Origin of the sequence: Comamonas sp. GB3 AK4-5 (genome assembly GCF_041320665.1) — a bacterium.
Classification (GTDB): Bacteria; Pseudomonadota; Gammaproteobacteria; order Burkholderiales; family Burkholderiaceae_C; genus Comamonas.
This window is the reverse complement of record NZ_CP166730.1, coordinates 1,341,777-1,367,667: the sequence shown is the minus strand read 5'-3', so window position 1 is coordinate 1,367,667 and position 25,891 is coordinate 1,341,777. Positions and strand designations below refer to the sequence as shown.

19 protein-coding genes are annotated in these 25,891 nt (G+C 65.5%); 12 read left to right on the top strand and 7 right to left on the bottom strand.

Annotation, left to right across the window (positions count from 1 at the left end):
* The 3 genes from ACA027_RS06075 (at window position 1) to ACA027_RS06065 (ending at window position 4,558) form a co-directional block, all read left to right on the top strand.
* On the top strand, window positions 1-2,559 hold the full coding sequence (locus ACA027_RS06075; protein ID WP_370681507.1) for a TonB-dependent siderophore receptor: 2,559 nt from the start codon (window positions 1-3) through the stop codon (window positions 2,557-2,559).
* Window positions 2,560-2,653: 94 nt separating this feature from the next.
* Window positions 2,654-3,823 (top strand): esterase-like activity of phytase family protein, encoded by a 1,170-nt coding sequence (locus ACA027_RS06070; RefSeq protein WP_370681506.1) that lies wholly within the window; start codon window positions 2,654-2,656, stop codon window positions 3,821-3,823.
* Between the two features lie 75 nt (window positions 3,824-3,898).
* Window positions 3,899-4,558 (top strand): Smr/MutS family protein, encoded by a 660-nt coding sequence (locus ACA027_RS06065; RefSeq protein WP_370681505.1) that lies wholly within the window; start codon window positions 3,899-3,901, stop codon window positions 4,556-4,558.
* A gap of 531 nt (window positions 4,559-5,089) precedes the next feature.
* On the opposite strand, the gene ACA027_RS06060 is transcribed toward ACA027_RS06065, so the two are convergent.
* The 3 genes from ACA027_RS06060 to ACA027_RS06050 all read right to left on the bottom strand — a co-directional run bounded on the left by ACA027_RS06060 (window position 5,090) and on the right by ACA027_RS06050 (window position 8,016).
* Window positions 5,090-5,677: a LemA family protein gene (locus ACA027_RS06060; protein WP_370681504.1), complete on the bottom strand. Its 588-nt coding sequence runs from the start codon at window positions 5,675-5,677 to the stop codon at window positions 5,090-5,092.
* A gap of 429 nt (window positions 5,678-6,106) precedes the next feature.
* Entirely contained in the window at window positions 6,107-6,514 is a 408-nt protein-coding gene (locus ACA027_RS06055) for a group II truncated hemoglobin (RefSeq protein WP_370681503.1), read from the bottom strand.
* A 47-nt stretch (window positions 6,515-6,561) separates the two neighbouring features.
* Window positions 6,562-8,016: an MFS transporter gene (locus ACA027_RS06050; protein ID WP_370682523.1), complete on the bottom strand. Its 1,455-nt coding sequence runs from the start codon at window positions 8,014-8,016 to the stop codon at window positions 6,562-6,564.
* A 279-nt stretch (window positions 8,017-8,295) separates the two neighbouring features.
* Here ACA027_RS06050 and ACA027_RS06045 point away from each other — a divergent pair, with 279 nt between their 5' ends.
* Window positions 8,296-9,180 (top strand): LysR family transcriptional regulator, encoded by an 885-nt coding sequence (locus ACA027_RS06045; RefSeq protein WP_370682522.1) that lies wholly within the window; start codon window positions 8,296-8,298, stop codon window positions 9,178-9,180.
* A 126-nt stretch (window positions 9,181-9,306) separates the two neighbouring features.
* Here the strand turns inward: ACA027_RS06045 and ACA027_RS06040 are convergent, their stop codons facing one another.
* From ACA027_RS06040 to ACA027_RS06030, 3 genes are all read right to left on the bottom strand, one after another.
* A complete protein-coding gene (locus ACA027_RS06040) occupies window positions 9,307-11,832 on the bottom strand; it encodes an ABC transporter permease (RefSeq protein WP_370681502.1) in 2,526 nt (841 codons plus the stop codon).
* A 280-nt stretch (window positions 11,833-12,112) separates the two neighbouring features.
* Window positions 12,113-13,069: a threo-3-hydroxy-L-aspartate ammonia-lyase gene (locus tag ACA027_RS06035; protein WP_370681501.1), complete on the bottom strand. Its 957-nt coding sequence runs from the start codon at window positions 13,067-13,069 to the stop codon at window positions 12,113-12,115.
* 28 nt (window positions 13,070-13,097) lie between these two features.
* Window positions 13,098-13,769, bottom strand: a complete 672-nt coding sequence (locus ACA027_RS06030) for a transcriptional regulator (protein WP_370681500.1) — start codon at window positions 13,767-13,769, stop codon at window positions 13,098-13,100.
* 307 nt (window positions 13,770-14,076) lie between these two features.
* Here ACA027_RS06030 and ACA027_RS06025 point away from each other — a divergent pair, with 307 nt between their 5' ends.
* Window positions 14,077-15,735, top strand: a complete 1,659-nt coding sequence (locus ACA027_RS06025; RefSeq protein ID WP_370681499.1) for an L-lactate permease — start codon at window positions 14,077-14,079, stop codon at window positions 15,733-15,735.
* Between the two features lie 469 nt (window positions 15,736-16,204).
* On the opposite strand, the gene apbC is transcribed toward ACA027_RS06025, so the two are convergent.
* Complete coding sequence (gene apbC, locus ACA027_RS06020) at window positions 16,205-17,296, bottom strand: iron-sulfur cluster carrier protein ApbC (protein WP_370681498.1); 1,092 nt, start codon at window positions 17,294-17,296, stop codon at window positions 16,205-16,207.
* Between the two features lie 210 nt (window positions 17,297-17,506).
* Between apbC and ACA027_RS06015 the strand changes: the two genes are divergently transcribed.
* From ACA027_RS06015 to ACA027_RS05985, 7 genes are all read left to right on the top strand, one after another.
* Window positions 17,507-18,070, top strand: a complete 564-nt coding sequence (locus ACA027_RS06015; protein ID WP_370681497.1) for a restriction endonuclease — start codon at window positions 17,507-17,509, stop codon at window positions 18,068-18,070.
* Between the two features lie 271 nt (window positions 18,071-18,341).
* Window positions 18,342-19,580: a patatin-like phospholipase family protein gene (locus ACA027_RS06010; RefSeq protein ID WP_370681496.1), complete on the top strand. Its 1,239-nt coding sequence runs from the start codon at window positions 18,342-18,344 to the stop codon at window positions 19,578-19,580.
* Window positions 19,581-19,728: 148 nt separating this feature from the next.
* Entirely contained in the window at window positions 19,729-21,798 is a 2,070-nt protein-coding gene (gene metG, locus ACA027_RS06005) for a methionine--tRNA ligase (RefSeq protein ID WP_370681495.1), read from the top strand.
* A gap of 8 nt (window positions 21,799-21,806) precedes the next feature.
* Window positions 21,807-22,094 carry a hypothetical protein gene (locus ACA027_RS06000; RefSeq protein WP_370681494.1) on the top strand — a complete coding sequence of 96 codons (288 nt, stop codon included), beginning with the start codon at window positions 21,807-21,809 and terminating at the stop codon, window positions 22,092-22,094.
* Between the two features lie 419 nt (window positions 22,095-22,513).
* Entirely contained in the window at window positions 22,514-22,861 is a 348-nt protein-coding gene (locus tag ACA027_RS05995; protein ID WP_370681493.1) for a cytochrome c, read from the top strand.
* Window positions 22,861-24,147 (top strand): FCSD flavin-binding domain-containing protein, encoded by a 1,287-nt coding sequence (locus ACA027_RS05990; protein ID WP_370681492.1) that lies wholly within the window; start codon window positions 22,861-22,863, stop codon window positions 24,145-24,147. The genes ACA027_RS05995 and ACA027_RS05990 overlap by 1 nt, the downstream gene beginning before the upstream one ends.
* Before the next feature lie 324 nt (window positions 24,148-24,471).
* A complete protein-coding gene (locus ACA027_RS05985) occupies window positions 24,472-25,515 on the top strand; it encodes a YeeE/YedE family protein (RefSeq protein WP_370681491.1) in 1,044 nt (347 codons plus the stop codon).
* Window positions 25,516-25,891 lie beyond the last annotated feature (376 nt).

The window sequence follows — 25,891 nt, the reverse complement described above, 5'->3', positions numbered from 1 at the left end:
ATGGCCCTCGCACGCCACGCCTCTCGCGCCACCCAGGGCGCCCCCATTGCACATTCCTCCCTGCGCCCCGCGACAGCGCTGCTGCCCCTGGCCGCAGCACTGGCATGCACCCTGGCCGGCATCCCCGCCGCCCAGGCCCAGCCGCAGACCGCGCCCGCCTCGGCCAGCGCCGCCAGCACCTACCGCTGGAACCTGCCTGCAGGCGCACTGGATGACACCCTGGCGCGCATCGCCCGCCAGGGCCAACGCAGCATCAGCGCCGATCCGGCCCTGCTCAGCGGCAAGCGGGCTCCCGCCATCCAGGGTGACTACAGCGTGGAACAGGCGGCACGGCTGGCACTGGCGGCCAGTGGGCTGCAACTGGCCCACACCCCGCAGGGCACGCTCACCATCGCCCCTGCGCCAGCGTCGCCTGCAGCCCTCACCACGCCCCGCAGCGCAGACCCCAGCCTGGCCGAGGTCAAGGTCACCGCAGCAGCGGCCCTGGAATCCGGCACCACCGAAGGCACGGGCAGCTACACCGCCAAAGGGCCGACCAGCATGGCCACCGGGCTCTCCATGGCCTTGCGCGACACCCCGCAGTCCATCAGCGTGATGACGCAGCAGCGCATGGAGGACGAGCACCTCACCACCATTCACGAAGTGCTGGCGCGCACCCCGGGCATCTCGACCTCGGTGCTCGGCACCGAACGCACCAATGCCAATGCACGGGGTTACGCCATCACCAACTACCAGCTCGATGGCGTCAGCACCCATACCGAGTTTCTGGGGCTGGACGCCTTGCCCACACAAAGCATTGCCGACATGGCGCTCTACGACCGCATCGAAGTCCTGCGCGGCGCATCGGGCCTGACCACGGGCGCGGGCGATCCCTCGGGCATCGTCAACATGGTGCGCAAAAAGCCCACCGACCAATTCCAGGCATCGGTAGAGGTCAGCGCCGGCTCCTGGAAGCAGGGCCGCGGTGTGCTGGACATTTCATCCCCTCTGAATGAGGCGGGCAGCGTGCGCGGTCGCCTGGTGGCCGTGCACGATGAAGGCGACAGCTATATCGACTACTACGGCAAGAAAAAAGATGTGCTGTACGGCGTGGTGGAGGCCGATCTGAACGCCTCCCTCAAACTCACCGCCGGCATCGACTACCAGCGCGGCCGTTCACACGGCTCGCAGGCCTACCTGGGCTTTCCGCTGTTCAACAGCAACGGCGAACAAAACAGTTTCCCGGTGTCGTTCAACAGCGCCAGCCGCCACAACCAGTTCAACACCAACTCCACCAACGCCTTTGCCACGCTGGAGCAATCGCTGGCCCATGACTGGAAGCTCAAGCTCTCGGCCAACTACCTGCGCTCCACCCAGCGCGAAGATGCGGTCTATTTGAACGTCAGTGCCCCGCCCTTCGACCCCGTCACCGGCGATGGTCTGAAGCTCAATGCCGAGCGCCGCGACTACCGCCTGCACAACCAGAGCTTTGACATCAATATGCGTGGCCCGATCACCCTGGGCGGGCGCGAGCATGAGCTGGTGCTGGGTATGGACTACACCGACTTCCAGAGCCTGACCGATGGCAGCTTCGACATCTCCGGCCTGCGGGGCAAGCCCATCAACATCTACCAATGGGACAACAGCGGCAAGCCCGTGTTTGGCGCGCCATCCGTGGTCTACGACAGCGGGCGCCGCCAGACCAGCCTGTATGGCGCCGGCCGCTTCGCCTTGTCCGACGACCTCAAGCTCATCGTCGGCGGCAAGCTGATGAACTACCGCAGCAACTACCAGACCGAGTCCGTAGGCTGGAACTCCAACCCCAAGTCCTCGGAAAACGGGGTGTTCACGCCCTATGCCGGCCTGGTCTACACCCTGAACCCGCAGCACACGCTGTATGCCAGCTTCTCCACCATCTACAACCCGCAAACCGCCCGCGACCGCAACGGCGCCTACCTCGACCCGCAAGAAGGCAATACCTACGAAACCGGCATCAAGAGCGACTGGCTGGGCGGGCGCCTGGGCACCAGCGTGGCCCTCTACCAGGTCCGCCAGGACAATCTGTCTGCCGACGATCCTGGCCACCTGATTCCCGGCACCAGCGACACCGCCTCGCGCGCCATCAAGGGGGCGAAAACAGAGGGCATAGACCTGGAGCTCAACGGCGCCATCACCCGTGACTGGACCGTGGCCGCCTCCTACAACTTCAGCAGCTCCCACGACGCCAACGGCCTGCGCATCAACACCACCTTCCCGCGCCAGATGGTCCGTCTGTGGACCACCTACCGCATGCCCGGCGACTGGCGCCGGCTGACCGTGGGCGGCGGCGTCAACTGGAACAGCGGCATCTCGTACACCGGAGAGATCTGGCAGATCGGCAAGATGGCGACGGCCCGCCAGTCCTCGTACGCCGTGGTGGGCCTGATGGCCCGCTATGAGGTCAACGACCAGCTGACGCTGTCCATGAACGTCAACAACCTGTTCGATCGCAAATACATCTCGGCCATGTCTGGCTGGTGGTATTCAGGCATGCACGGCGCCCCGCGCAATGTGCAGTTCAGCGCCCGCTATCGCTTCTAAAAATTCCCGCAAACCGCCATGGAACTTGCGGTCACCGCACACCTGTATGCGGTACAACCGGCGGCAACATGGCGCAGACAACGGGAAAGACGCAATGAAGCAATGGCAAACGGGGTGGATACTGGGGCTGCTGCCCCTGCTGGCGGCTTGCACGGCACAGCCCGTGGCGCCGACGGCCTGGGTGTGCAACGGCAGTGCTGCACCCTGTGTGCGCGCCATCGGCATGCAGACCCTGGCGCGGGGCATGGACTACCAGGGCACCACCGTGGGTGGGCTGTCTGCCATCGACTACGACCCCGCGCATGACCGCTGGCTGCTGCTCAGCGATGACCGCAGCGCCCACCAGCCAGCACGTTTTTATACCGCACAGATCCGCTACAGCGCCCGGCAGCTGGAGCCGGTGCAGCTGACGGGCGTGGTCTTGCTGCAGGCCCCCGATGGCCTGCCCTATCCATCGGCCCGCCAGGCACGCGTCCAGCTGGCCGTGCCCGACCCCGAAGCCGCACGCTGGGCCCCCGGTGGCGACAGCCTGCTGTGGACCAGCGAGGGCGACCCGGCCCACGGCCATCCGCCCCAGTGGCTGGAGCATCACAGCGACGGCCGCTGGCTGCGCGAGCGCCCCCTGCCCGCCCTGCTGAGCGGCCCCTGGAAAGGCCAGAGCGGCCCGCGCAACAATGGCACGCTGGAGGGCATGGCCCTCAGCCCCGACGGCCGCACCACCTGGCTGGCCATGGAAGAACCGCTGCGCCAGGACGGCCCTGTGGCCACACCCCAGGCCCCCGGCGGCGCCGTGCGCATCACCGCGTTCGACACGGCCAGCGGCCAGGCACTGCGCCAGCTGGCCTATCAGCCCGACGCCATACCTCATGCGCGCCGCGTGCCCCTGGGGCCGCAGAACAACGGCGTGAGCGAAATCCTGGCCGACGGGACTGAGCATCTGCTGGTGCTGGAGCGTGCCTACAGCGCCGGCGTGGGCGTGTCTGTGCGGCTATACCGCGTGGCGCTGAACAGTGGCAGCGACACCCTGAACCTCGCCGCGCTGCAGCCCGGCCAGTACCGCCCTGTAGCCAAAACCCTGGTGGCCGACATGGCCCAGCTAGGCCTACCCCAGGCCGTAGACAACCTGGAGGGCATGGGCTGGGGGCCATCGCTGGCCGATGGCTCGCGTGTGCTGCTGCTGGTGTCGGACGACAACTTCAACCCCGCCCAGACCACCCAGTTCATCGCACTGGCCTGGCGCAATGCACCGGCCACAGTCGACTGAGCAAAGCCGCTCAAGCACTGCGGAAAAACGCCCGCCACCGCAAAAACGCCATGTGAATGCGGTACAACCCCGGGCATGAAAGCCAAATCCCTCCAGGAACTGCAGCCGCTGCGCCAGGCGCTGGCGCAAGCAGCCGCACGCGCCGAGGCCGAGCGCCAGCGCCGCCTGGAGCTGGAACGCCGCCGGCGCGCCGAGCAAACCCTGTTCCAGGACTATGTGGGCGAGGTGCTGCCGCTGCGCAGCGCCAGCAACCAATGCTGGCAGCCGCCCGAACCGCCCCCGCCCGAGCCCATGCAGTTTGTGCTGGACGAGCAGCGCGTGCTGCACGAAGCCATGAGCGATGCCTTCGACGTCAGCACCCTGCTGGACGTGGATGACCAGCTCAGCTTTCGCCGCCCCGGCATTGGCACGGAGGTGACCCACAAGCTGCGCGGTGGGCAATGGAGCATCCAGCGCCAGCTGGACCTGCACGGTCTGCGCGTGGACGAGGCCCGCGAGGCCCTGGGCCAATTCATACGCCTGTCGCACCGCACCGGCCTGCGCTGCGTGCGCGTGGTGCATGGCAAAGGCCTGGGCTCGCCGGGCAAGACCCCGGTGCTCAAGGGCCGGGTGCAAAGCTGGCTGGTGCAGAAGAAAGAGGTACTGGCCTTTGTGCAGGCCCGCCCGGCCGAAGGCGGGGCCGGCGCCCTGGTGGTGCTGCTGCAACCCAGCAAGCGCTGGGTGCCGGGCGGCTGACGCCTGCCGTATCGCCAGCAATGTGACGAAGCGGCTGGTGTCGAGAGCTGAAAAATAAGGTTTGCCAATAGCGCAGCCTTCGCAGGGCCGGTATTCGGTACCCGCCTTCCCCCTTCTGCCCATGGCTCGGCGCACAGAGCCCAGGGCGGGCAGCTGTGCCGCAGGACACAGCTGCTTCGTGAACTGACTCGCCGCGGTTGTTCGAGTGAAGCGGCCATGCCGCGTAACGAGTTCTGCGGCGCCGCCCTGGGATCGAGCACCGAGCTTGCCCGGAGCAGAGCGCAGGGACATGGGCAGTAGGGGCGTGTTCTTTTGGGTACTTTGCTTGCACGAGCAAGAAAAGTACCTCGCCTGCCGGGGCGAGTCCCGGCCTCAGAACGTCATGTCGACGCAGCAGCGCAGTTCGTCGTGAAGCTTCATCTGAGGCATGTAGCTAATCAGGCGAAATCGACCTGTAAGGCCCACGGCATCTGCATAGACCGCTCTTCTTTTAAGACCCCAGGAAAAGCGCGGCCCGAGCAACCGCAGCGGCTACAGCGGCATCTGGGGTACGGAACGAACGCGGGTTCCAGGCGCCACCACCAGCATGTCCAAGGGGGCAAAGCCCATCAGTCTGGCCACCAGCAGATCGGGCAGGCGCGCGGCGTGGTCGTTGTAGCCCAGCACCTGGTCGTTGTAGATCTGGCGGGTGAATCCAATATGGCTTTCAGCCGTGGCAATGGCATCTCCAAGCTGCTGCATATGGGTATCGGAGCGCAGCTCGGGGGTGGCGGACACCAGCCCACGCAACCGGTCCAGCTCGTGGTTCAGCCCTTGTTCTGCCATGGCCAGCGCCCCCATGGTGCCGGGCTGGCCGGGATGCAGCCGGGCCGTGCTGGCCGCCCCCTGGGCCTCGCTGCAGGCGCGAAGCAGACATTCCAGCACAGCGGTTTCCTGCGCCAGATAGGCACGGGCCGCATCCACCCATTGGGCAATCAGCGCATAGCGCCGCTGCAGCTGTACATCAATCTGGCCATAAGCGGCTTCCACACTGCGATACAGGCGGCGCAAACGCCTCAGGGTCACCATGGCCCACAACAGGGCCAGCACGACCATACCCAACACTCCCCACTCGCCCATGGCCATATGCGCCTCCCTGTCATTTTTCTTGGATGGCGCATCCTAGCGGAATCCCTAGGTAAATGTACGTACGACCGTCAGCCTCTCGCCAGCCAAAGCGGTCGGCATTTGATCCGCATCAATCAAGCGTTGACGCAGAGCATGGGCTTTGGCCGGTCGCTAAGAACATGTTCAATGTCTCTACGCAGGCGCGTTGGAACGCAATCGGGATGAGTTCGAGACGATGGGGCGCAGCTTGCACTCGTGTGCAAGCTGTGCTTCAGCGCGAAGAAATCGCCCGATTTCGCTCCAACCCTTCGGGCCAGCGCCTTTGCGGGCGGTCTACGGTGTTGCGAATCCTCGCAATAGCACGGCTATTGCTGCGGTATCGTGCCTTGTCTCCCATCCCGCAAAGACGCTGGCGCGCCGCGAGGAGACTTTGAACACGTTCTAAGCACCCCGGTTGCGCATCCAGTCCGCCGTCTGCATAAAGCTGTCGCGCAGGCGTTCGCGCAGCGCGGCGGGCACCTCGACCTCGCCCATGGCCTGGTCCATGCAGGCCACCCACTGGTCACGCTCCTTGATACCGATCGAAAAAGGCATATGGCGCATACGCAGGCGCGGGTGGCCGAAGCGCTCGACAAAATAATCCGGCCCGCCCAGCCAGCCGCACAGAAACCAGAACAGCTTCTGACGGGCATCTTCCAGCGTGCTGCCATGGGCGGCGCGCAGCTCGGTATAGGCCGGCTCCAGATCCATCAAGTCATAAAAACGGTCCACCAGCTGGCGCACGCGGTCTTCGCCCCCTATCCATTCAAAAGGGGTCTGGGCTGTGGTGTTCGGGGATTCCTCTGACATGGCAAACAAAGCCGGCTACGCGGACTGGTCACTGCAATCCCGCATTGTCAGGCATGCGGCGCATGCTGGCCCGTGCGCAAGAAAGCAAACACGCTGACCGCCGTAACCACGGTCATGCCGGCCAGCCAGCCCAGCAGGCAGGAAAAGGCGCGGCCATAGGCCTGGAGCAGCGCGGGCAGCGGCATGTCCCCCAGCAGCGCCTGGGCGCTTTGCCGGTCGCCCGTCACCAGCAGCTGGGCCGCCCGCGCCAGACTGCGGGGGTCTGCCGCAAGTGCCCCCTGCTGGCCCGCCAGCTCCTGCGCCAGCAAGGCCGCCAGCCCTGCGCCCACCACGGCCAGTGCAATCCCTTCGCCCGCCACGCGCACCGTGCTGAAAATACCGGTGGCCATGCCCGCACGCTCACGCGGCACCACGCTGACGGCCATGCCATCCATCAAGCCCCAGGGCAGGCCCATGCCAGCGCCTATCAGCAATAGCGGCCCGGCCATCTGCGCCAGGGCGCTTCCCGGAGGGCAATGCCCCAGCCACAGCAAGCCCGCGGCGCACAGCAGCAAGCCCAGCAGACACAGCAGCGCGGCCGAGCACCAGCGCGTGAGCCAACCCGCCAGCAAGGGCACGACCAGCATGGGCAAGGACAGCAGCAGCATGCGCCAGCCGGCCTCCATGGGCGACATGCCTTCCACACCGATAAAGCGCACAGGCAGCAACACCAGCAGCACCACAAAGGCATAGGCCGGTGCTGCGGCCAGTAATTGCACACCCACAAAGCGCGGCAGGCGAAACAGCGACAAATCCAGCATGGAGTGGGCGCAGGCCAGTTCCACACGCACAAAGACCAAGGCCGCCAGCGCCGCCCCGGCCAGGGGCAGCAGCGTCCCCACATCGCTCCAGCCCCGCTCCGGCGCCTGCAGCACAGCCCAGGTCAGCAAGGCCAGGGCCACCGTGAACGCCAACGCGCCCCCACGGTCCAGGCCCTGGGCCTGTGGATTGCGCGATTCAGGCAGACAGCGCCAACCCAATGCCCATGCAGCCAGCGCCACCCCGGCCACGCTCAGCACCACGGCACGCCAGCCGCCATGCTCCAGCAACCAGCCTGACATCAGTGGCCCCAGGGCCAGGCCCACACCAAAGGCCGTGCCCACACAGCTGAAGGCCCGCATGCGCTGCGCGTCCTCAAACACCTGGGCCAGGGCTGCCGTACCGGCCGCCAAGGCCGCTGCCGCACCCAGGCCTTGCACGGCCCGCAAACCATCAAACACCAGGATGGCGCCTGGGCCGCGCACACCGGCCAGGGCCAGGGCACTGGCCCCCACCACGGCCACACCCCAGAGAAAAACGCGGCGCCGGCCATGGACATCGGCCAGGGCGCCGGCGGCCATCAGCGTGGCACCAAAGCTCAGCATGAAGGCATTGGTCACCCAGTTCAACGCTACAGGCCCTCCGCCCAGGGCCTCACGCAGCGCAGGCAGGGCCACGGCCGGCCCGGTAAAGCTCAAGGGCATGGCCAATGCGGCCAGGCACACCGCCAGCAAGGCCAGGGCTGCGCCCCTGCGTGAAGAGACTGCGGCAGATGATGCCGACCGAGGTGGAGAGCTCGCCTGCGCACCGGCGCAGCAGCGGGAAGAAGACATGGCGGGAATCCTGAAAAGAAACGCTTGCACAACACGCCAGGCCACCCCGGCGCTCAGGCATCAAAGATAAAAGCGCTTCAATCCAGTGAAAATAGCGGCATCACTCCCAAGACTCCCAACCCAAAGTTGCCAATCAACACCACCACACCCCTGGACAGCTTTCAAGGCATGGAATCCTTTGTGCGCGCGGCCGACCTGCTGAGCTTTGCCGAGGCCGGGCGTTCGCTGGGCATTTCGGCCTCGGCCGTGGGCAAGAACGTGGCGCGGCTGGAGCAGCAGTTGGGCCTGCGCCTGTTCCACCGCTCCACGCGCAAAGTACGGCTCACACAAGAGGGCGCGCTGTTCCACCAGCATTGCCAGCGTATTTTTGATGCGCTGCACGATGCCCGCGCCGCCATGCAGGCCGTGGCGGAGACTCCCTGCGGCCGATTGCGTGTGAGCCTGCCCACCATTGGCTACCGCTTTTTGCTGCCGGTGCTGCCGGCCTTTCAGGCCCGCTACCCCTTGATTGATCTGGACCTGGACTTCAACGACCACCTGGTGGATGTCATCGAAGCCGGCCTGGACGTGGTGATCCGCAGCGGCGAGCTGGCCGATTCACGGCTGGTGGCACGCAGGCTGGGGCCGTTTCGCTTCCTCCTGGTGGCATCGCCGGCTTATCTAGCCCGGCATGGTGTGCCGCAGACGCCGACTGATCTGGCCCGCCACCACAGCCTGCGCTACCGCTTTCTGGGCAGCGGCAAGCTGGAGGAATGGGTACTGCCCGGCCTGCCGGATGCGCTGCCGATTGCCTTGGTCTGCAACAACATGGAAGCCATGCTGGGCGCCGCCGTCGCCGGCATGGGTGTGGCCTATATGCCGGACTTTCTGGCACGCGAGGCGCTGGAGCGCGGCGAGCTGCAGTGCCTGCTGGCCGAGCAGCTCACGCACAGCGGCCAGTTCTCTGCGCTGTGGCCCTCCAGCCGCCAGCTCTCGCCCAAGGTGCGGGCCTTTGTGGACTTTGCCAGCCAGCATCTTTTTACCGAGGGCCGATAAAGACTGCCGGGGCTTTTCAGCCCAAGGCCAGCAAGGCCGGTCCCAGTAATTTGCAAAAAAAAGCCTGCAGTGCTTATCCCATAAGCAACAGAAGCTCTGCTTTAAAGAGCAAAACAGGCCGGGTCATCATTCGGCCGCCTCGCGCAGCGTGGCCATCACCGGGCGTTGCAACACTTCGCGCAGACCCCACCAGCCGGCCAGCAGCGCCAGGCAGCCACCGGCCACGGCACCCGCCAGTGGCACCCACAGCGGTGCGGTCCAGGCAAAGTCAAACACCCAGCGCGCCAGGGCCCAGCCCACGGCCAGGGCCATGCCGCTGGCCAGCAGCCCGGCCAGCAGGCCCACGCCGACCAGCTCGGCCCGCTGCACCTGGCGCAGCAAGCGGCCCGAAGCGCCCATGGCCCGCATCAGCGCATAGTCACGGGCGCGCTCCTCGCGCGTGGCGGTGACGGCGGCAAACAGCACCACCAGGCCGGCGGCCAGGGTGAAGGCAAACAAAAACTCCACCGCACGCACCACCTGCTCCAGCACGCGCTGCACCTGGGCCAGGGTGGCACTCATGTCCACATTGGTGATGTTGGGAAAGTCGCGCACCAGGGCGTTGTCAAAGCCAGGCGCAGCGGGCGCGCGGTAGGCCGCCAAATAGGTGGTGGCCACATCGTCCAGCTGCGCCACCGGGAACATGACAAAAAAGTTGGCCCGCATGCTGCCCCAGTCCACCTTGCGCAAGCTGGTGATGCGCGCGGCATGCTGGATGCCGCCCATATCAAAGACCAGGGTATCGCCCAGGTGCAGACCCAGGGTCTTGGCAATGCCTTCTTCCACGCTGGCGCCATCTTGCTCGCCCGGCGTCCAGCGGCCGGCGGTGATGGGGTTGTGCATGGGTGATTGCAGGGCGTTGGAGAGATTGAACTCCCGGTCCACCATGCGCTGGGCACGCTCTTCGACATAGTCAGCAGGGCTGATGGCCCTGCCATTGACCGCCACCAGGCGCCCGCGAATCATGGGATACCAGTCGTAATGCGCCACGCCGGCACGCGACAGCGCGGCCTGAAAGTCCTGGGCCTGATCGGGCTGGATGTTGATGACAAAGCGGTTGGGCGCATCCGGCGGCGTGGCCGCACGCCAGCTGGCAATCAAGTCGGTGCGCAGCAGCACCAGCAACACCAGGGCCAGCAGGCCCACGGCCAGGCTGCTGACCTGTACCACGGCATAGCCAGGGCGTGCCGAAATCTGGCGCGTGGCCAGCACCAGCCAGCGCGGGGCCGTGGCCTCGTTCACCAGGGCGCGCAGACTGCGCACCGCCAGCCAGGCCAGGCCGGCAAAGAGCAGCGTGGCAGCCGCAAAGCCGCCCACGGCAATGCTGCCCAGCTTGGCATCGCGGCTCACTGCCATCAAGAGCGCGGCAAAACCCATCACGCCCAGGCCTAGCACGCCCAGCGATGCTGGCTTGAGCGCGCCTAGCTCACGGCGCATCACGCGCAGCGGCGGCACCTGGGCCAGTTGCAACACCGGCGGCAGGCCAAAGGCCAGCAGCAGCGTGAGGCCCATGCCCAGACCAAACACCACGGGCCAGCCATCGGGCGCCGGCAGGCCGGCCTCCACCAGCCCTGCCAGCAACCAGACAAACACATGGTGCACGGCCCAGCCCAGCAGCACGCCCACGGCACTGGCCGCCAGGCCCACGGCCGTGAACTCCAGCGCGTAGGCGCCGGCAATGCGCCGCTGCGGCAGGCCCAGCACGCGCAGCATGGCGGCCGCATCCAAATGACGGGCCGCAAAACTGCGCGCGGCCAGGGCCACGGCCACGGCGGACAACAGCGCGGCCAGCAAGGCCACCAGGTTCAGGAATTTCTCGGCCCTCTCCAGGGTCTGCTTCATCTCGGGGCGGCCGCTGTCCATGCTTTCCACGCGCAGGCCGTGGTAAATGGTTTTTTCGGCTTCTACGCCGGCCCACTGGGCATAGGCCGCTATGGTTTTTTCATCATCCCCGGCCACGGCCAGGCGCCAGTTGATGCGGCTGGCCGGCTGCACCAGGCCGGTGGCGGCGATGTCGGCGGCCGCAATCATCACGCGCGGCGCAAAGCCCAGAAAGCCGGCACCCCGGTCCGGCTCCAGCGTGATGACCCGGGCAATGCGCAGGCGGGCGTCACCCAGCAGCAAGGTATCGCCCACGTTCAGCTCCAGCGCGGTGAGCAAGGGCGCATCCACCCAGGCTTCACCGGGGGCGGGAATATCTTGCGTGATGGCGCCCGGCTGGTCTGCAGCCAAGGCGGTCTGCAGCGCGCCACGCAATGGGTAGCCGGCGTCCACCACCTTCAAGGCCACCAGGCGTGCAGCGCCGCCTTGCGCATCCGTGGAGCGGCCCATGGTGGGAAAGCTCAGGGTCTGCACCGTACGCATGCCCCGCTGCTGAGCCTGCTGGGCAAACAGCGGCGGCGGTGCGTTGTCGCTGGCAATCACCACATCGCCCCCCAGCAGCTGGCGCGCATCACGCTGCAAACCACCTTCGAGGCGGTTGGCAAAAAACGCCACCGAAGTCAGCGCCGCCACAGCCAGAGCCACCGCCACGGCCAACAGCCGCAACTCACCCGCACGGGCATCACGCCACAAGCTGCGCCAGGCCAAACGCCACACAGAAGATAAATGCATGCTGCGCACGATAACCCAGGCGGGCAAGCCCTCGGTACGTAGCGGTACAGGGGCCGTGGTGCAAGCGCTGCGTCTTGCGGGCAGACCCCTCACTCCCACCCTCCCCCCAAAGGGGCGAGGGAGCCATACCAGGGGCCAGTACGCAGCATCGGCGCAGCGCTGGCAGTATCCCCATGCCAGGGCACCGCGCAAGGGCCGCCCCGCAGCGTTGGTGCCGTCCCCCTCCCGCGCTTTGCGCGAGAGAGGGGGAAGACGCGCAGCGGCTCAGGGGGAGCTTTACTTATTGAAAACTACAAAAGCGCTGCAAGTCCACATTACCGCCGCTGAGGATCACGCCCACGCGCTTGCCCTGCAGCTGGTCTTTGTGATGGCGGGCCGCAGCAAAGCCCAGGCAGCCCGTGGGCTCCACCAGCTGCTTCATGCGGGCGGCCAGAAATCCCATGGCCGAGGCCAGTTCGGCATCGGTGGCGGTGAGGATGTCGCTCACATCGCGCTGGATGATGGCAAAGGTCAGTGCCCCCAGATACTGGGTCTGGGCACCGTCGGCAATGGTCTGTGGCGTGGGGATGCGCACGATCTGGCCGCTGCGAAACGATTGCTGGCCGTCATTGCCGGCCTCGGGCTCCACGCCATACAGCTTGCACTGGGGGCTGAGGGCGCGCGTGGCCAGGGCCGTGCCCGACAGCAGGCCACCACCGCCCAGGGGCACGAACAGCGCATCCAGCTGGCCCACATCCTCGAACAGCTCCTTGGCCGCCGTGCCCTGGCCGCACAGCACATCGGCATGGTCGTAGGGCGGGATCAGGGTCATGCCCTGCTTGGCGGCCAGATCACGGCTCAGCTGTTCGCGGTCCTCGGTATAGCGGTCATACAGCACCACTTCGGCGCCATAGCCCCGGGTGGCCTCGACCTTGGCCACGGGCGCGTCCTGGGGCATGAGGATGGTGGCGGGCATGCCCAATATCTGGGCCGACAGCGCAATCGCCTGGGCATGGTTGCCCGAAGAAAACGCCAGCGCCCCACCCTTGCGCTGCTCGGGCGTGAAGCGCGAAAGCGCATTGAAGGCACCGCGGAATTTGAAGGCGCCCATGCGCTGCAGATGCTCGCATTTGAAGAAGACCTCGGCCCCGAGTGCTTCGTTGACCGTGCGCGAAGTCATGACGGGGGTGCGGTGGGCCTGGCCGCGAATGCGTGCGGCGGCGGCCACGACATCGTCATAGGTGGGAAGCTGTGCCATTGCGAGAACTCCTGAGAGGGTGAGAGATTCAGATCGGATCGCCAGATGCGGCGGAGGAAGACGGGGCGCTGGGCCGCACATCGCTGTACACCGTGGCCCGCGACACGCCCAGGTGGGCGGCGATGGTGTCCATGGCGCGGCGCAGCTCCAGCAGGCCGGCTGCACGCAGCTCCTGCAGCAGGGCACGCCGGTCTTCGGGGCGCAGGGCGCGTGGCGTGGTGGCCAGGCGGGCGGCAAATTGGTCGATGCGGGCGCGGATGGCGTCGCCGCCCGGTGGCTCCAGCGACTCCGTGGTGGGCGCGCTGCCGGTGACGGCCGTGAACTGCTGCAACATGCTTTGAAAGCCCTGGAACAGCGTCAGATCCACATTCAGGCACAGCGCCGCCACATAGCGGCCTTCGCTGTCCTTGATGCCGATCGAGCTGCTTTTGACCTGGCGGCCATCCGCAAACTGGTTGGGGTAGTTGGCAATGACCTGCGCGTAATCGCTGTCATGGATGCGCGCCCGCCCCATCTCGGTGGTGGGGTCCCCCACGGCGCGGCCGGACAGGCCGTTGTGCAGCGCCAGCACCGCATGCGCCGGGTCCAGCAGGTCATGCAGCACCACTTCGCAAAAAGGGGCCAGCGTCTGCCCCAGCCCGTCGGCCACATGGCGCAACTGCTCCAGCAGCAAGCGTTGTTCGGAAGTAGGCGTTTTCATTTCTGGACATTTTGTTTTTATTTGGATTTTTTGTCAAACCCCATGCGAGCGCCACACCGCGGCCATGCATGCGGGCACCCACTTCCGACCTTTCACCCGCATTGCGCCAAACCGGCTCGTTTCTCCACACCGACAGATGTTGCATTTGCTGACAGGCAGCTGTCCATGCCGGGCTGAGAGATTGAAGGTATTTCGCGTGGTTTTGAAATTTTCTGCAGCGCAGCAAAACCACGGGTTTCCTCTAGGCGCTGAAAACCTCTATCACAGGACTATTGCGCCCGCAACACATAACTTGGGAGCATAAAAAATGGTTTGGCAACAAATCTACGACCCGATGGGCAATATGTGGATCTCCACATTGCTTGCCGCCATCCCGGTCGTGGTCATGCTGGTGGGACTGGGCTTTCTGCATCTGAAGGCCCATATTGCGGCCGGCGCAGGCCTGGTCGCCGCACTGCTGATCGCGGTCTTTGTCTACAACATGCCGGCCGATATGGCTGGCACCGCCGCGCTGTATGGCGGCTTCACCGGTCTGCTGCCCATTGGCTGGATCGTGCTGAACATCATCTTTCTGCACCAGCTGACGGAACAGAACGGTAGCTTCAAGGTGCTGCAGGACTCGCTGTCCGGCATCACCGAAGACCGCCGCATCCAGCTGCTGCTGATTGCCTTTTCCTTCGGCGCCTTCTTTGAAGGCGCGGCCGGCTTCGGCACGCCCGTGGCCGTGACCGCCGCCATCCTGATCGGCCTGGGCTTTTCGCCGCTGGCCGCCTCCGGCCTGTCGCTGATCGCCAATACCGCCCCCGTGGCCTTTGGCGCCCTGGGCACGCCGGTGATCACGCTGGCCAAGGTCCACGGCTACGACCTGATGGAGGTGACGGCCATGATCGGCCGCCAACTGCCCTTCTTCTCGGTGCTGGTGCCGTTCTGGCTGATCTGGGCCTTTGCCGGCCGCAAGGGCATGTGGGAAATCTGGCCCGCCATCCTGGTCGCCGGTGTCTCTTTCGCCATTCCGCAGTACCTGGTGTCCAACTTCATCGGCCCCGAGCTGGTGGACATCATTGCCGCCATCGTCTCCATGGTCTGCCTGGTGGGCTTTCTGCGCGTATGGCAGCCCAAGAAGATCTGGACCTCGGCCTCGCTGCGCGGTAAGGACGTCAGCGCTTCCGAAGCCAAGCCGCCCCAGGCCGTGGCCAAGCACAGCCGCTCGGCCCTGATTGCAGCCTGGACGCCCTGGCTCATCCTGTCGGTCTTCGTCTTCATCTGGGGCCTGCCTGCGGTCAAGACCTGGCTCAACACCTTGTTTGCCCCGGCATTCCCCATGGGCGGCCTGCACAACCTGGTCGAGAAGATGCCCCCCGTGGTGGCCCAACCCACCAAGGAAGGCGCGGTCTACACGCTGAACCTGTTGTCTGCCACCGGCACCGGCATCTTGCTGTCGGCCGTGCTCAGCGCCCTGGTGATGAAGTACAACCCCGTGGCCATCGCTCGCACCTTCTTCAAGACGCTGTGGCTGGTGCGCTATTCGCTGCTGACCATTGTGCTGATGCTGGCCCTGGGCACGCTGACGCGCTATTCGGGCACCGACACCACGCTGGGCCTGGCCTTTGCCAACACCGGTGTGTTCTACCCCTTCTTCGGCACCTTGATGGGCTGGCTGGGCGTGGCGCTGACGGGTTCGGACACCGCCTCCAACGTGCTGTTCGGCGGCATGCAGAAGGTGGCGGCCGAGCAACTGGGCCTGTCGCCGAACCTGATGGGCGCGGCCAACAGCTCGGGCGGCGTGATGGGCAAGATGATCGACGCCCAGTCCATCGTCGTGGCCTCCACCGCCACCCGCTGGTTCAACCATGAGGGCGACATCCTGCGCTATGTGTTCTTCCACTCGATTGCACTGGCCTGCCTGATGGGTCTGTATGTGACGCTGCAGGCTTATGTCTGGCCGTTCCACTTGATGGTGAATTAGCTAGAAAGCACCCCCTGAGACGCTGCGCGTCTTCCCCCTCTCTATCGCTATGCGATGGAGGGGGACGGCACCAGCGCGGCGGGGCGGCCCTTGCGCGGTGCCCTGGCATGGGGCGCGCCAGTTTTAGGCGCAGCGCCTTGAAAAGTTAAGAGCTAATGCCGCAGATCCACCAAGGGTTTGCGGCATTTTTTATGTGCAAATGCAGGCACTATCTACGTAGGCAGCTATAAAAAAACCGGCATCTCTGCCGGTTTTTTTGATGCTTTACGCACACTGTGAAAGTTCGGTAGGTCTGCCGGAGCGGGCCCAAGAAGCCCTGTGGGCCTTGAAGTTCCCCCCACAACGGCCAGACAGCGCTTCAGGCGCGGCGTCTCGCCCGCAGACAGTAGTCATCTACGGCAAGGGCGAGCAACAAAGCATGAAGCGCTGTATGGCCGCCCCCAAACGAAAAGCCCACCCCAAAAACAAATCAAGTGTTCTGGCTGACGGTGATGGTGGGGAACTTGGCGGAAAAATCCTTGGCCTTTTGGGCCACCTTCACCGCCACATCGCGTGCCAGCTTTTTGTAGATCTCTGCAGCCTCGCTGTCCGGTGCTGCCACCACGGTGGGCGTGCCGCTGTCGGCCTGCTCGCGGATTTGCATGGACAGGGGCAGCGAGCCCAGGAAGTCGATGTGGTAGTCGGCCGCCATCTTGGCGCCGCCGCCGTTGCCGAAGATATGCTCCACATGGCCGCAGTTGCTGCAGACATGCATGGCCATGTTTTCCACCACGCCGAGGATGGGCACGCCCACCTTCTCGAACATCTGAATGCCTTTTTTGGCGTCCAGCAAAGCAATGTCCTGGGGCGTGGTCACCACCACGGCGCCGGTCATGGGCACGCGCTGGCTCAGCGTCAGCTGGATGTCGCCCGTGCCCGGCGGCAGGTCGATGACCAGATAGTCCAGGTCCTTCCAGTTGGTCTGGCGCAGCATCTGCTCCAGCGCCTGCACGGCCATGGGGCCGCGCCAGATCATGGCCTGGTCGTTGTCCACCAAGAGGCCGATGGACATCACCTGCACGCCATGGTTGACCTTGGGCTCCATGGTCTTGCCGTCGCTGCTTTCGGGCTTGCCGGAGACGCCCAGCATCATGGTCTGGCTGGGGCCGTAGATGTCGGCATCCAGCACGCCCACGCGGGCGCCTTCGGCGGCCAGGGCCAGGGCCAGATTGGCCGCCGTGGTGCTCTTGCCCACGCCGCCCTTGCCCGAGGCCACGGCGATGATGTTCTTCACCCCCGGCAGCAGCGGCACGCCGCGCTGGGCCGCATGGGCCTGGATCTTGGTGACGATATTCGCCGAGACATTGCTCACGCCCGCCACGGTCTTGGCCGCAGCAATGAAGGCGCTGCGCAGGCCTGGCACCAGGCTTTTTGCGGGATAACCGATTTCCACATCGAAGGCGACATCCCCGCCACTGATCTGCAGGTTTCGCACGGCGCGGGCGCTGACGAAATCTTTGCCGGTATGGGGATCTTGAACGCTTGCCAACGCGGCCAGCAGACTGGATTCGGTAAGAGACATTGCAGTGGTGTCCGCCTCGCACATGCAGGCAATCCCTGGGCTGATGCGGCGCCTGGGTGATTGTTCTGTACGCCCGGCGGAACTTCGTAGACGTTGATGGGGCGATCAGTCTATCCAAGCACAGCACCCCTTGCGTATACGGGACAATCCAGCACCCCCACCAAGCCGCTGCGCGGCCCCGACGACGAAGGCACCCCTGTGAAGTTCAAAATGGCCCCCAACTCCCTGTTCGCCATCCTGCTGCGCTCGCGCTGGTGGATCAGCTTTGCCGTGGCGGCCGTCATCGCGCTGCTGGCCTTTGCGCTGCTGCCGCTGGACTACAAGCTGGTGGGCGCGCTGGGCGCCACGCCATTTTTTGCCGTGGGCATTGTGGCCATGGTGCGGCAGTTCAATGCACCCAGCCCCGCCAAGGTCCAGGCCTTGCTTGATGTGGCGGCCCAGCAAAGCTGGCCCCAGTTCTCCGCCCAGTTGCAGGCCGCCTGGCAGGCCGAGGGCTACACGGTGCAGCCCATTGGCAGCCCCGCGGCCGACTTCCGTCTGGAGCGCCAAGGCAAGACCGCCCTGGTCTGCGCCAAGCGCTGGAAAGCCGCCCACCACGGCGTGGAGCCATTGAAGCTGTTGCACCAGGCCCGCCAGACCCAAAACCTGCAGGACGCGGTCTACATCACCTTGCAGCCGTTGCAGGCCAAGGCCAGCGCCTTTGCCGACGCGCACCAGATGGTGGTGCTGCAGGGGGCTGACCTGGCCGCGCTGCTGGTGAAACAAACCCCCTGAGCAGCTGCGCTGCTTCCCCCAGAGGGGGACGACAGCCTCGCTGCGGGGCGGCCCTTGCTCGCTGTCCCTGATCTGGGAGCGCGCCGGTTTTACGCTCCAGGGGCTGCGTTTGGGGAGGTGGCATTCAAGCCACCTCCGTGGGCACATCGCACCCATCCTCCCTCTTCGCTCGCTGGGATCGCGGGCAGGGGGCTAACAGATATAAGGCGGAAAATTCTCCAGGTATTCCTGGCACTGTGGCTGCGCGCATCTGCGCTAAGGTGGAGAAATGATGCCCGCTTCTTTGCACCATGCACCCGAATCCACCAACACGGCCATTGTGCTTTCCGGCGGGGGCGCGCGAGCGGCCTACCAGGTCGGCGTGCTGCAGGCCTTGTCACGGCTGCGCCAAAAGGCCGGGGCCAGCCACCAGCCCACACCGTTTCCGATTGCCGTAGGCACCTCGGCCGGCGCCATCAATGCCACAGCTCTGGCCTGCGGGGCCGATCATTTCGACACCGCCGTGCAGCGCCTGTCCAAGGTCTGGCGCAATTTTGAGACCGCCCAGGTGTATCGCGCCGACTCCTTTGGCGTGATGCGCAGCGGCGCACGCTGGCTGACCCTGTTGACCCTGGGATGGGCCTTGACGCGCTGGCACCGCACCCAGCCGCGCTCGCTGCTGGACAACGCGCCGCTGCACAAGCTGCTGCAAGAAACACTGCCGCTGGAGCGGCTGCCCGAGCTGCTGCACAGCGGCCAGCTCGCGGCCCTGGCCGTAACCGCGTCAAGCTACACCACGGGCGAGCATCTGACTTTCTACGAAACCGGCCCGCATCTGCACCCCTGGTCGCGCTCTCAGCGCCGTGCCGTGCAGGACCGCATCCGCCACGAGCATTTGATTGCCTCGTCCTCCATCCCGTTTATTTTCCCGCCCACGGAACTCTCCATCCATGGCGAGTATGGCTATTTCGGCGATGGCGCCATGCGCCAGACCGCGCCGCTGGCGCCCGCCATCCACCTGGGTGCCAAACGCATCGTGGTCGTGGGCGTGGGCCGCTCGCACGAGGTCTCCCGTCTGCCCACGGGCCAGCATGCGCCCTACCCTTCGCTGGCCCAGGTGGCCGGCCATGCGCTGTCCACGATTTTTCTCGATGCGCTCTCGGTGGACATAGAGCGCGCCCAGCGCATCAACCACACGCTGTCCCTCATCCCCGCGGCCGAGCGCGCGCGCAGCCAGCTCCATCCCGTGGACCTGCTGGTGTTCACGCCTTCGCAGTCGCTGGACGCGCTCGCACTGGCGCATCTGCACGAGCTGCCCCGGCCCGTGCGCACCCTGCTGGGCGCCACCGGCGTGTCCGAGCACGGCAGCGCCAGCAGCGCAGCGCTGGCCAGCTATTTGCTGTTCGAGCCCGGCTATACACGCCGCCTCATGGACCTGGGCCGTCAGGACACGTTGGCGCGCAGCGCCGAGGTCTGCCACTTTTTTGGCTGGGATGAGCGCAGCGCCCAGGTGGCGCCGCACAGCCCCTGATACACCCCTCGGCCAGCCGACCTGAACCGCGAAACTGCAGCGCCTCTGGGGCATGGCAGCCAGCCCATGTCCCAGCGCCGGCACGCGTGCGCTGTGCCTCCTACAATGTCAGGTTCGTTTGATGTTTGATCCGCAACGAGAAAACCGTATGTCCCAACGCAAGTTATTCGTCACCACCGCCCTGCCGTATGCCAACGGCAACTTCCACATCGGCCACATCATGGAATACATCCAGGCCGACACCTGGGTGCGTGCACAGCGAATGCAGGGCAATGCGGTGAACTTTGTGGGTGCCGACGATGCCCACGGCGCACCCATCATGATTGCCGCCGAAAAGGCCGGCAAAACGCCCCAGCAGTTCGTGGCCGACATTGCCGCCGGCCGCAAGCAGTACCTCGACGGCTTTCACATCGCCTTCGACAACTGGAGCAACACCGACAGCCCGGAAAACCACAAGCTGTCCCAGCAGATCTACCGCGATCTCAAGGCCGCCGGTTTCATCGAAACCCGTGTCATCGAACAGTTCTTCGACCCCGAAAAGAACATGTTCCTGCCCGACCGCTTCATCAAGGGCGAATGCCCGCGCTGCCACGCCAAAGACCAATATGGCGACAACTGCGAGGTCTGCAGCTCGGTCTATGCGCCCACCGATTTGATCAACCCCTTCTCGGCCCTGTCGGGTGCCACGCCGGTGCTCAAGAGCTCGGAGCATTTCTTCTTCAAGCTCTCCGACCCACGCGCCGTGGAGTTTCTGACCGAATGGACCCAGAACGGCAAGCATGTGCAGTCCGAGGTGGCCGCCAAGATCAAGGAATGGTTTGGTGTGCGCACCAACCCCGATGGCTCGACCAGCGAAGGCCTGGACGACTGGGACATCTCGCGCGATGCGCCCTATTTCGGCATCGAGATTCCCGATGCACCGGGCAAGTACTTCTATGTGTGGCTGGACGCGCCCGTGGGCTATCTGGCCTCGCTGAAAGAGCTGCTGAACCGCCGTGGCGAGGACTACGATGCCTATATGGCCAACCCCGATCTGGAGCAGTACCACTTCATCGGCAAGGACATCATCACCTTCCACACGCTGTTCTGGCCTGCCATGCTGAAGTTCAGCGGCCGCAAGACACCGACCAAGATCTGCGTGCACGGCTTCATGACCGTGAACAACGGCGAGAAGATGAGCAAGAGCCGTGGCACCGGCCTGGACCCGCTCAAGTACCTGGCACTCAAGATGAACCCCGAGTGGCTGCGCTACTACCTGGGCGCCAAGCTCAATGGCAAGAATGAAGATATCGACTTCAATGCCGAAGACTTCATGCTGCGCGTCAACGCCGACCTGATCGGCAAGTACGTGAACATTGCCAGCCGCGCCGCCGGCTTTATCGCCAAGCGCTTTGACGGCAAGCTGGGCCAGGTTTCCGAAGACGGCCAGGCCCTGTTGGCCGCGCTGCGCGAGCCCCACAGCGCCATCATCGCCGCCTACGAGGCCCGCGATACGGCCCGTGCCGCGCGCGAGATCATGGCCTTGTGCGACAAGGTCAACAGCTATGTGGACGCCAACAAGCCCTGGGAGTTGGCCAAGCAAGAAGGCATGGATGCCCGCCTGCAAGATGTGTGCAGCACCTGCATCGAGGCCTTCCGCCTGCTGACCATTTACTTGAAGCCCATGCTGCCCGCCCTGGCCGAGCAGGTGGAAGCCTTCCTGAAGGTCGAGGCCCTGCAGTTTGCCGATGCCGACCGCCTGCTGGGCGCCGGCCACGCCATCGGCAAATACGAACACCTGATGCAGCGCGTGGTGGTGGAGCAGCTCGATGCCCTGTTCGAGCCTCCAGCACCTCCCGTGGTCGAGGCCGTGAAGCCAGGTGGCGAGGAGATTGCTCCCACCATCACCATCGACGACTTTGCCAAGATCGATTTGCGTATTGCAAAGATCGTGGAATGCAAGCCCGTCGAAGGCTCGACCAAGCTGCTGCAGCTGACGCTGGATGCCGGCGAAGGCCGCATGCGCAATGTGTTCTCCGGCATTGCCAGCATGTACCAGCCCGAACAGCTACAGGGCAAGCTCACCGTGCTGGTGGCCAATCTGGCACCGCGCAAGATGAAGTTCGGCATCTCCGAAGGCATGGTGCTGGCCGCCAGCCATGCCGACGAAAAAGCCCAGCCCGGCATCTATGTGCTGGAGCCCTTCCCCGGCGCCCAGCCCGGCATGCGCATAGGCTAAGGCGCCGCATGACCTGTTTGCACAAGCCCCTGCGTTCTGTTCTGGCCGCAGGGGCTTGTGCTTTGTGGCTGTCTGGCTGCACGGTCATCGCCGTGGGCGCTGCGGCCGTAGGAGTCACTGCCACCGTGGTCGGTGTGGCGGCCGATGCGGCCGTGGGCACGGCCAAAGTCGTTGGCAAAGGTGTGGGCAAGGCCTATGACGCCATGACCGAAGAGGAAACGCCCACCTCCCCTGCAACGCAGCAGCCCGCCCTCAACCATGGCAGCGACGAGCCCAGCCCGCCGCCAACGCCATAAACCAGCACCAGCGCGCAGATCACGTCTTCTGGCGTCCATGCCATGGCGCCCCTGCGCACGCTCGCCAGCGCGCCATATTTCACAAAAAATACCGCGCCAAGGCTTATCCATAGAGTTTTGATCGCTTCTTTTTTCGGAGCACCTGCTCTGCAAGCACCAGCCGCAAGCACAATGCGGCGGTATAAATAAATAACCCAGAACATCCTGTTACGCCGCCCCGGTATGGGAAGCGCCACAGAGACTGTTTCCTAGAATCTCAGAACCCCTGCTCTGCTTGTGCCGCGTGACGGCTCAGAGACTGCACCCACGGTGCGCTCCGCGCCCCACCGCCTCGGTGGGAACGCCCAAGCTTGGAGGCTTTTTCCCCTGGGTCAGAACGCCTTTTCAGGCTCTGCCCCGCCGACCATTCAGGAGCCCCGATGCGTTTTGCATTCTCCCCCTCCCGCCTGGGCCATCTGCTCTGGCCCAGCCTGGTGCTGGCCGCTGCGGCCCAAGCCCAGCCCGCCCCTGCTGCCCCGGCACCGCTGCGTGCCCAGGATGTGGCCGTGCTGGCCGCCACCTGTGCCAACTGCCATGGGCCGGATGGCCGCTCCACCGGCGGCATTCCCACGTTGCGCGGTGTGGATGCGGCCTATCTGCAGGCCCGGCTGCAAGCCTTCAAGGCCGGTACTGCGGCTGACGCCACCGTGATGACACGCCTGGCCAAAGGCTATGAAGACGCACAAATCCAGGCGCTGGCCACCTGGTTCAGCAAGGAGGGCAAGTGATGCCATTCAACCGTTTCAACCGTCGCCAGATTCTGGGCAGTGCTGCGGCCGGTGCCGCCAGCCTGGCCCTGCCCTCCTTCGTGCGCGCCCAGGCCGCTTCCGCCCATGTGGTGGTGGTCGGCGGGGGCTTTGGCGGCGCCACGGCCGCACGCTATCTGCGCCAGTTTGCGCCCCAGTTGCAGGTCACGCTGGTGGAACCCGCCGCGCGCTTTTACACCTGCCCCTTCTCCAACCTCTACCTGGCCGGCCTGCGCAGCTGGGACAGCATAGGCCATGGCTACGACGGCTTGCGCAAGGCCGGTGTGACCGTGGTGCAAGCCAGCGCCGAAGCCGTGGATGCCGCGACCCGCAGTGTCAAACTCTCCAACGGCCAGACGCTGCGCTACGACCGCTTGGTGCTCTCGCCCGGCGTGGACATGCGCTGGAATGCGCTAGAAGGCTATGACGAGGCGGCGAGCCAGCTGGCCCCGCATGCCTGGAAGGCCGGGCCCCAAACCCAGTTGCTGAAAAAGCAGTTGGAGGCCATGCCCGATGGCGGCAAGTTTGTGATGGTGATCCCCGCCAACCCCTTCCGCTGCCCGCCGGGCCCTTACGAGCGCGCGGCCATGGTGGCCCACTACTTCAAACAGCACAAACCCAAGTCCAAGATCCTGCTGCTGGACGACAAGGACGCCTTCTCCAAACAGGGCCTTTTCATCCAGGGCTGGAAGGCCTTGTATGGCGACATGATCGAATGGGTCAAGCAGTCGGACGACGGCAAGGTCATGCGCGTGGATGCCGCCAAACGCGAAGTGGAAACCGCCTTTGGCGCCATCCACCAGGCCGATGTGCTCAACGTCATCCCCCCGCAGAAAGCCGGCTTTATTGCCGACCGCGCCGGGGTCACGGACGCCAGCGGCTGGGTGCCCGTCAAGGCCGAGAGCTTTGAATCCCGGCTGGCGCCCCATGTCTACGTGCTGGGGGACGCCACCATTGCCGCGCCCATGCCCAAGTCCGGTTTTGTCGCCAACACCCAGGGCAAGGTGGCCGCGGCCGCCATTGCGGCCGAACTGACCGGCCAGCCCCTGCCCACGGCGGCCTACGCCAACACCTGCTACAGCCTGATTGGCTCGGACTACGGCATCTCCGTGGCCGGCGTCTACCGCGCCCAGGAGGGCAAGCTGATCGAAGTGGCGGGCTCGGGCGGCGTCAGCCCCATGGATGGCAATGCCACTTTCCGCAAGGCCGAGGCCGACTATGGGGCGGACTGGTACAGGGCCATCAGTGCGGACATCTGGGGTGGATGAATGCCGCTCCCCCTGAGCGGCTGCGCCGCTTCCCCCTCTTTAGGCGCTACGCGCCGGAGGGGGACGGCACCAGCGCGGCGGGGCGGCCCTTGCGCGGTGCCCTGGCGTGGGCCGCGCCAGTTTTACGCGCACTGCCCTTGGTCTTACGCCCTCGCCCCTTTGGCTGGGAGCTTGGTGGGATGCATGCCGTGTTGCTCCTTCCCCCGCCGGGGGAAGGCGGGGATGGGGGCTTGGCCCCTGAATTTCTCCCCCTCCCCTCTGGGGAGAGGGTAGGGGTGAGGGGCTGCGCGGCACGAAGACCTGAATATGTTGTGAGGCACTGACATGCTGTTGTGGGCTGGATTTTTGTTGGGCTGTGGCTTTGGTGCGCTGGCCCGTCTTTCGCGCTTTTGCCTGTTGCGCGGGCTGCGCCAGCAGCTGGGGCTGGATGGGGGCGAGGCACGGGGCAGCGCACCGGCGCTGCAGGCTTTTGCCCTGGCCTTGGCCGTGGCCTTGCTGGCGGCCCAGGGGCTGCAGCTGGCCGGCCTGGTGGATCTGGGCCAGACCCAGGTAGCCCGCAACAGTTTCTCGGCCCTGGGCATGCTGCTGGGTGGGGCGCTGTTTGGCGTGGGCATGGTGCTGGCCAACAGCTGCGGTGCCCGGGCCCTGGTGCTGCTGGCCGGTGGCAATCTGCGCAGCCTGGTGACGGTGGTGTTTCTGGGACTGGGCGCCCAGGCCAGCATGACTGGCGTGCTGCTGCCGCTGCGCCAGTGGCTGGGAAGCCTGGCACCGCTGACGCTGGAACATGCCACGCTGACCCAAAGCCTGCTGGCCCGGGACTGGAGCCCGGCGGCCATATTTACCACCACGGCCGTGCTGCCCGCGGCCCTGCTGCTGGCCTATGCCGCATGGCGGCCTGCGCTGCGCCGCAGCCCCTGGCAGGCGCTGGCGGCCCTGGGCATAGGCCTGCTGGTGGCCACGGGCTGGTGGATTACCGCCACGCTGGAGGTAGACCCTTTCGACCCCGTCAAGCTCAGCTCGCTAAGCTTTATCGGCCCCATCGCCGAAAGCCTGCTGTACCTGCAAGTCTCCGTGGGCCGCGCCATCAGCATAGGCCCGGCCCTGGTGGCGGGCGTGCTGTGCGGGGCGGCAGTGGCTGCCTTGCTGTCACGCCAGACACGCTGGGAAGGCTTTGACAGCACGCGCCACCTGGCCGCCTCGGCAGGGGGTGGACTGCTGATGGGCCTGGGTGGCGCCCTGGCGGCGGGCTGCTCCATAGGCCAGGGGCTGTCGGGGCTGAGCAGCCTGGCCTGGGCCAGCCTGCCCGCCGTGCTGGGCATGCTGGCTGGGGCCTGGCTTGCTTTGCGCCTGCCAAGGCAGAAGGCTTGAGGGTATTGCAAGTGCTGTGGCGCTTTCGCAGCACTGCACAAGGGTATAGAGGGTGGCGGCGGACATCGCCTCTAGAATTTGCGTTTGCTTAGAACGTGTTTACGATCTCCTCGCGGCGCGCCAGTGTCTTTGCGGGATGAGATGCGAGGCGCAATACCGCAGCAATAGCTACGCTATTGCGAGGATTTGCAACGACGCAGACCGCCCGCAAAGCCACTGGCCCGAAGGGTTGAAGCGCAATCGGGCGATTTCTTCGCGCTGAAGCTTGCTTGCACTCCGGTGCAAGCTGCGCCCCATCGCTTTGAACTCATCCCGATTGCGCTTCAACGCGCCTGCGTAGAGATCGTAAACACGTTCTTTATTCGCTTGTGCCGCG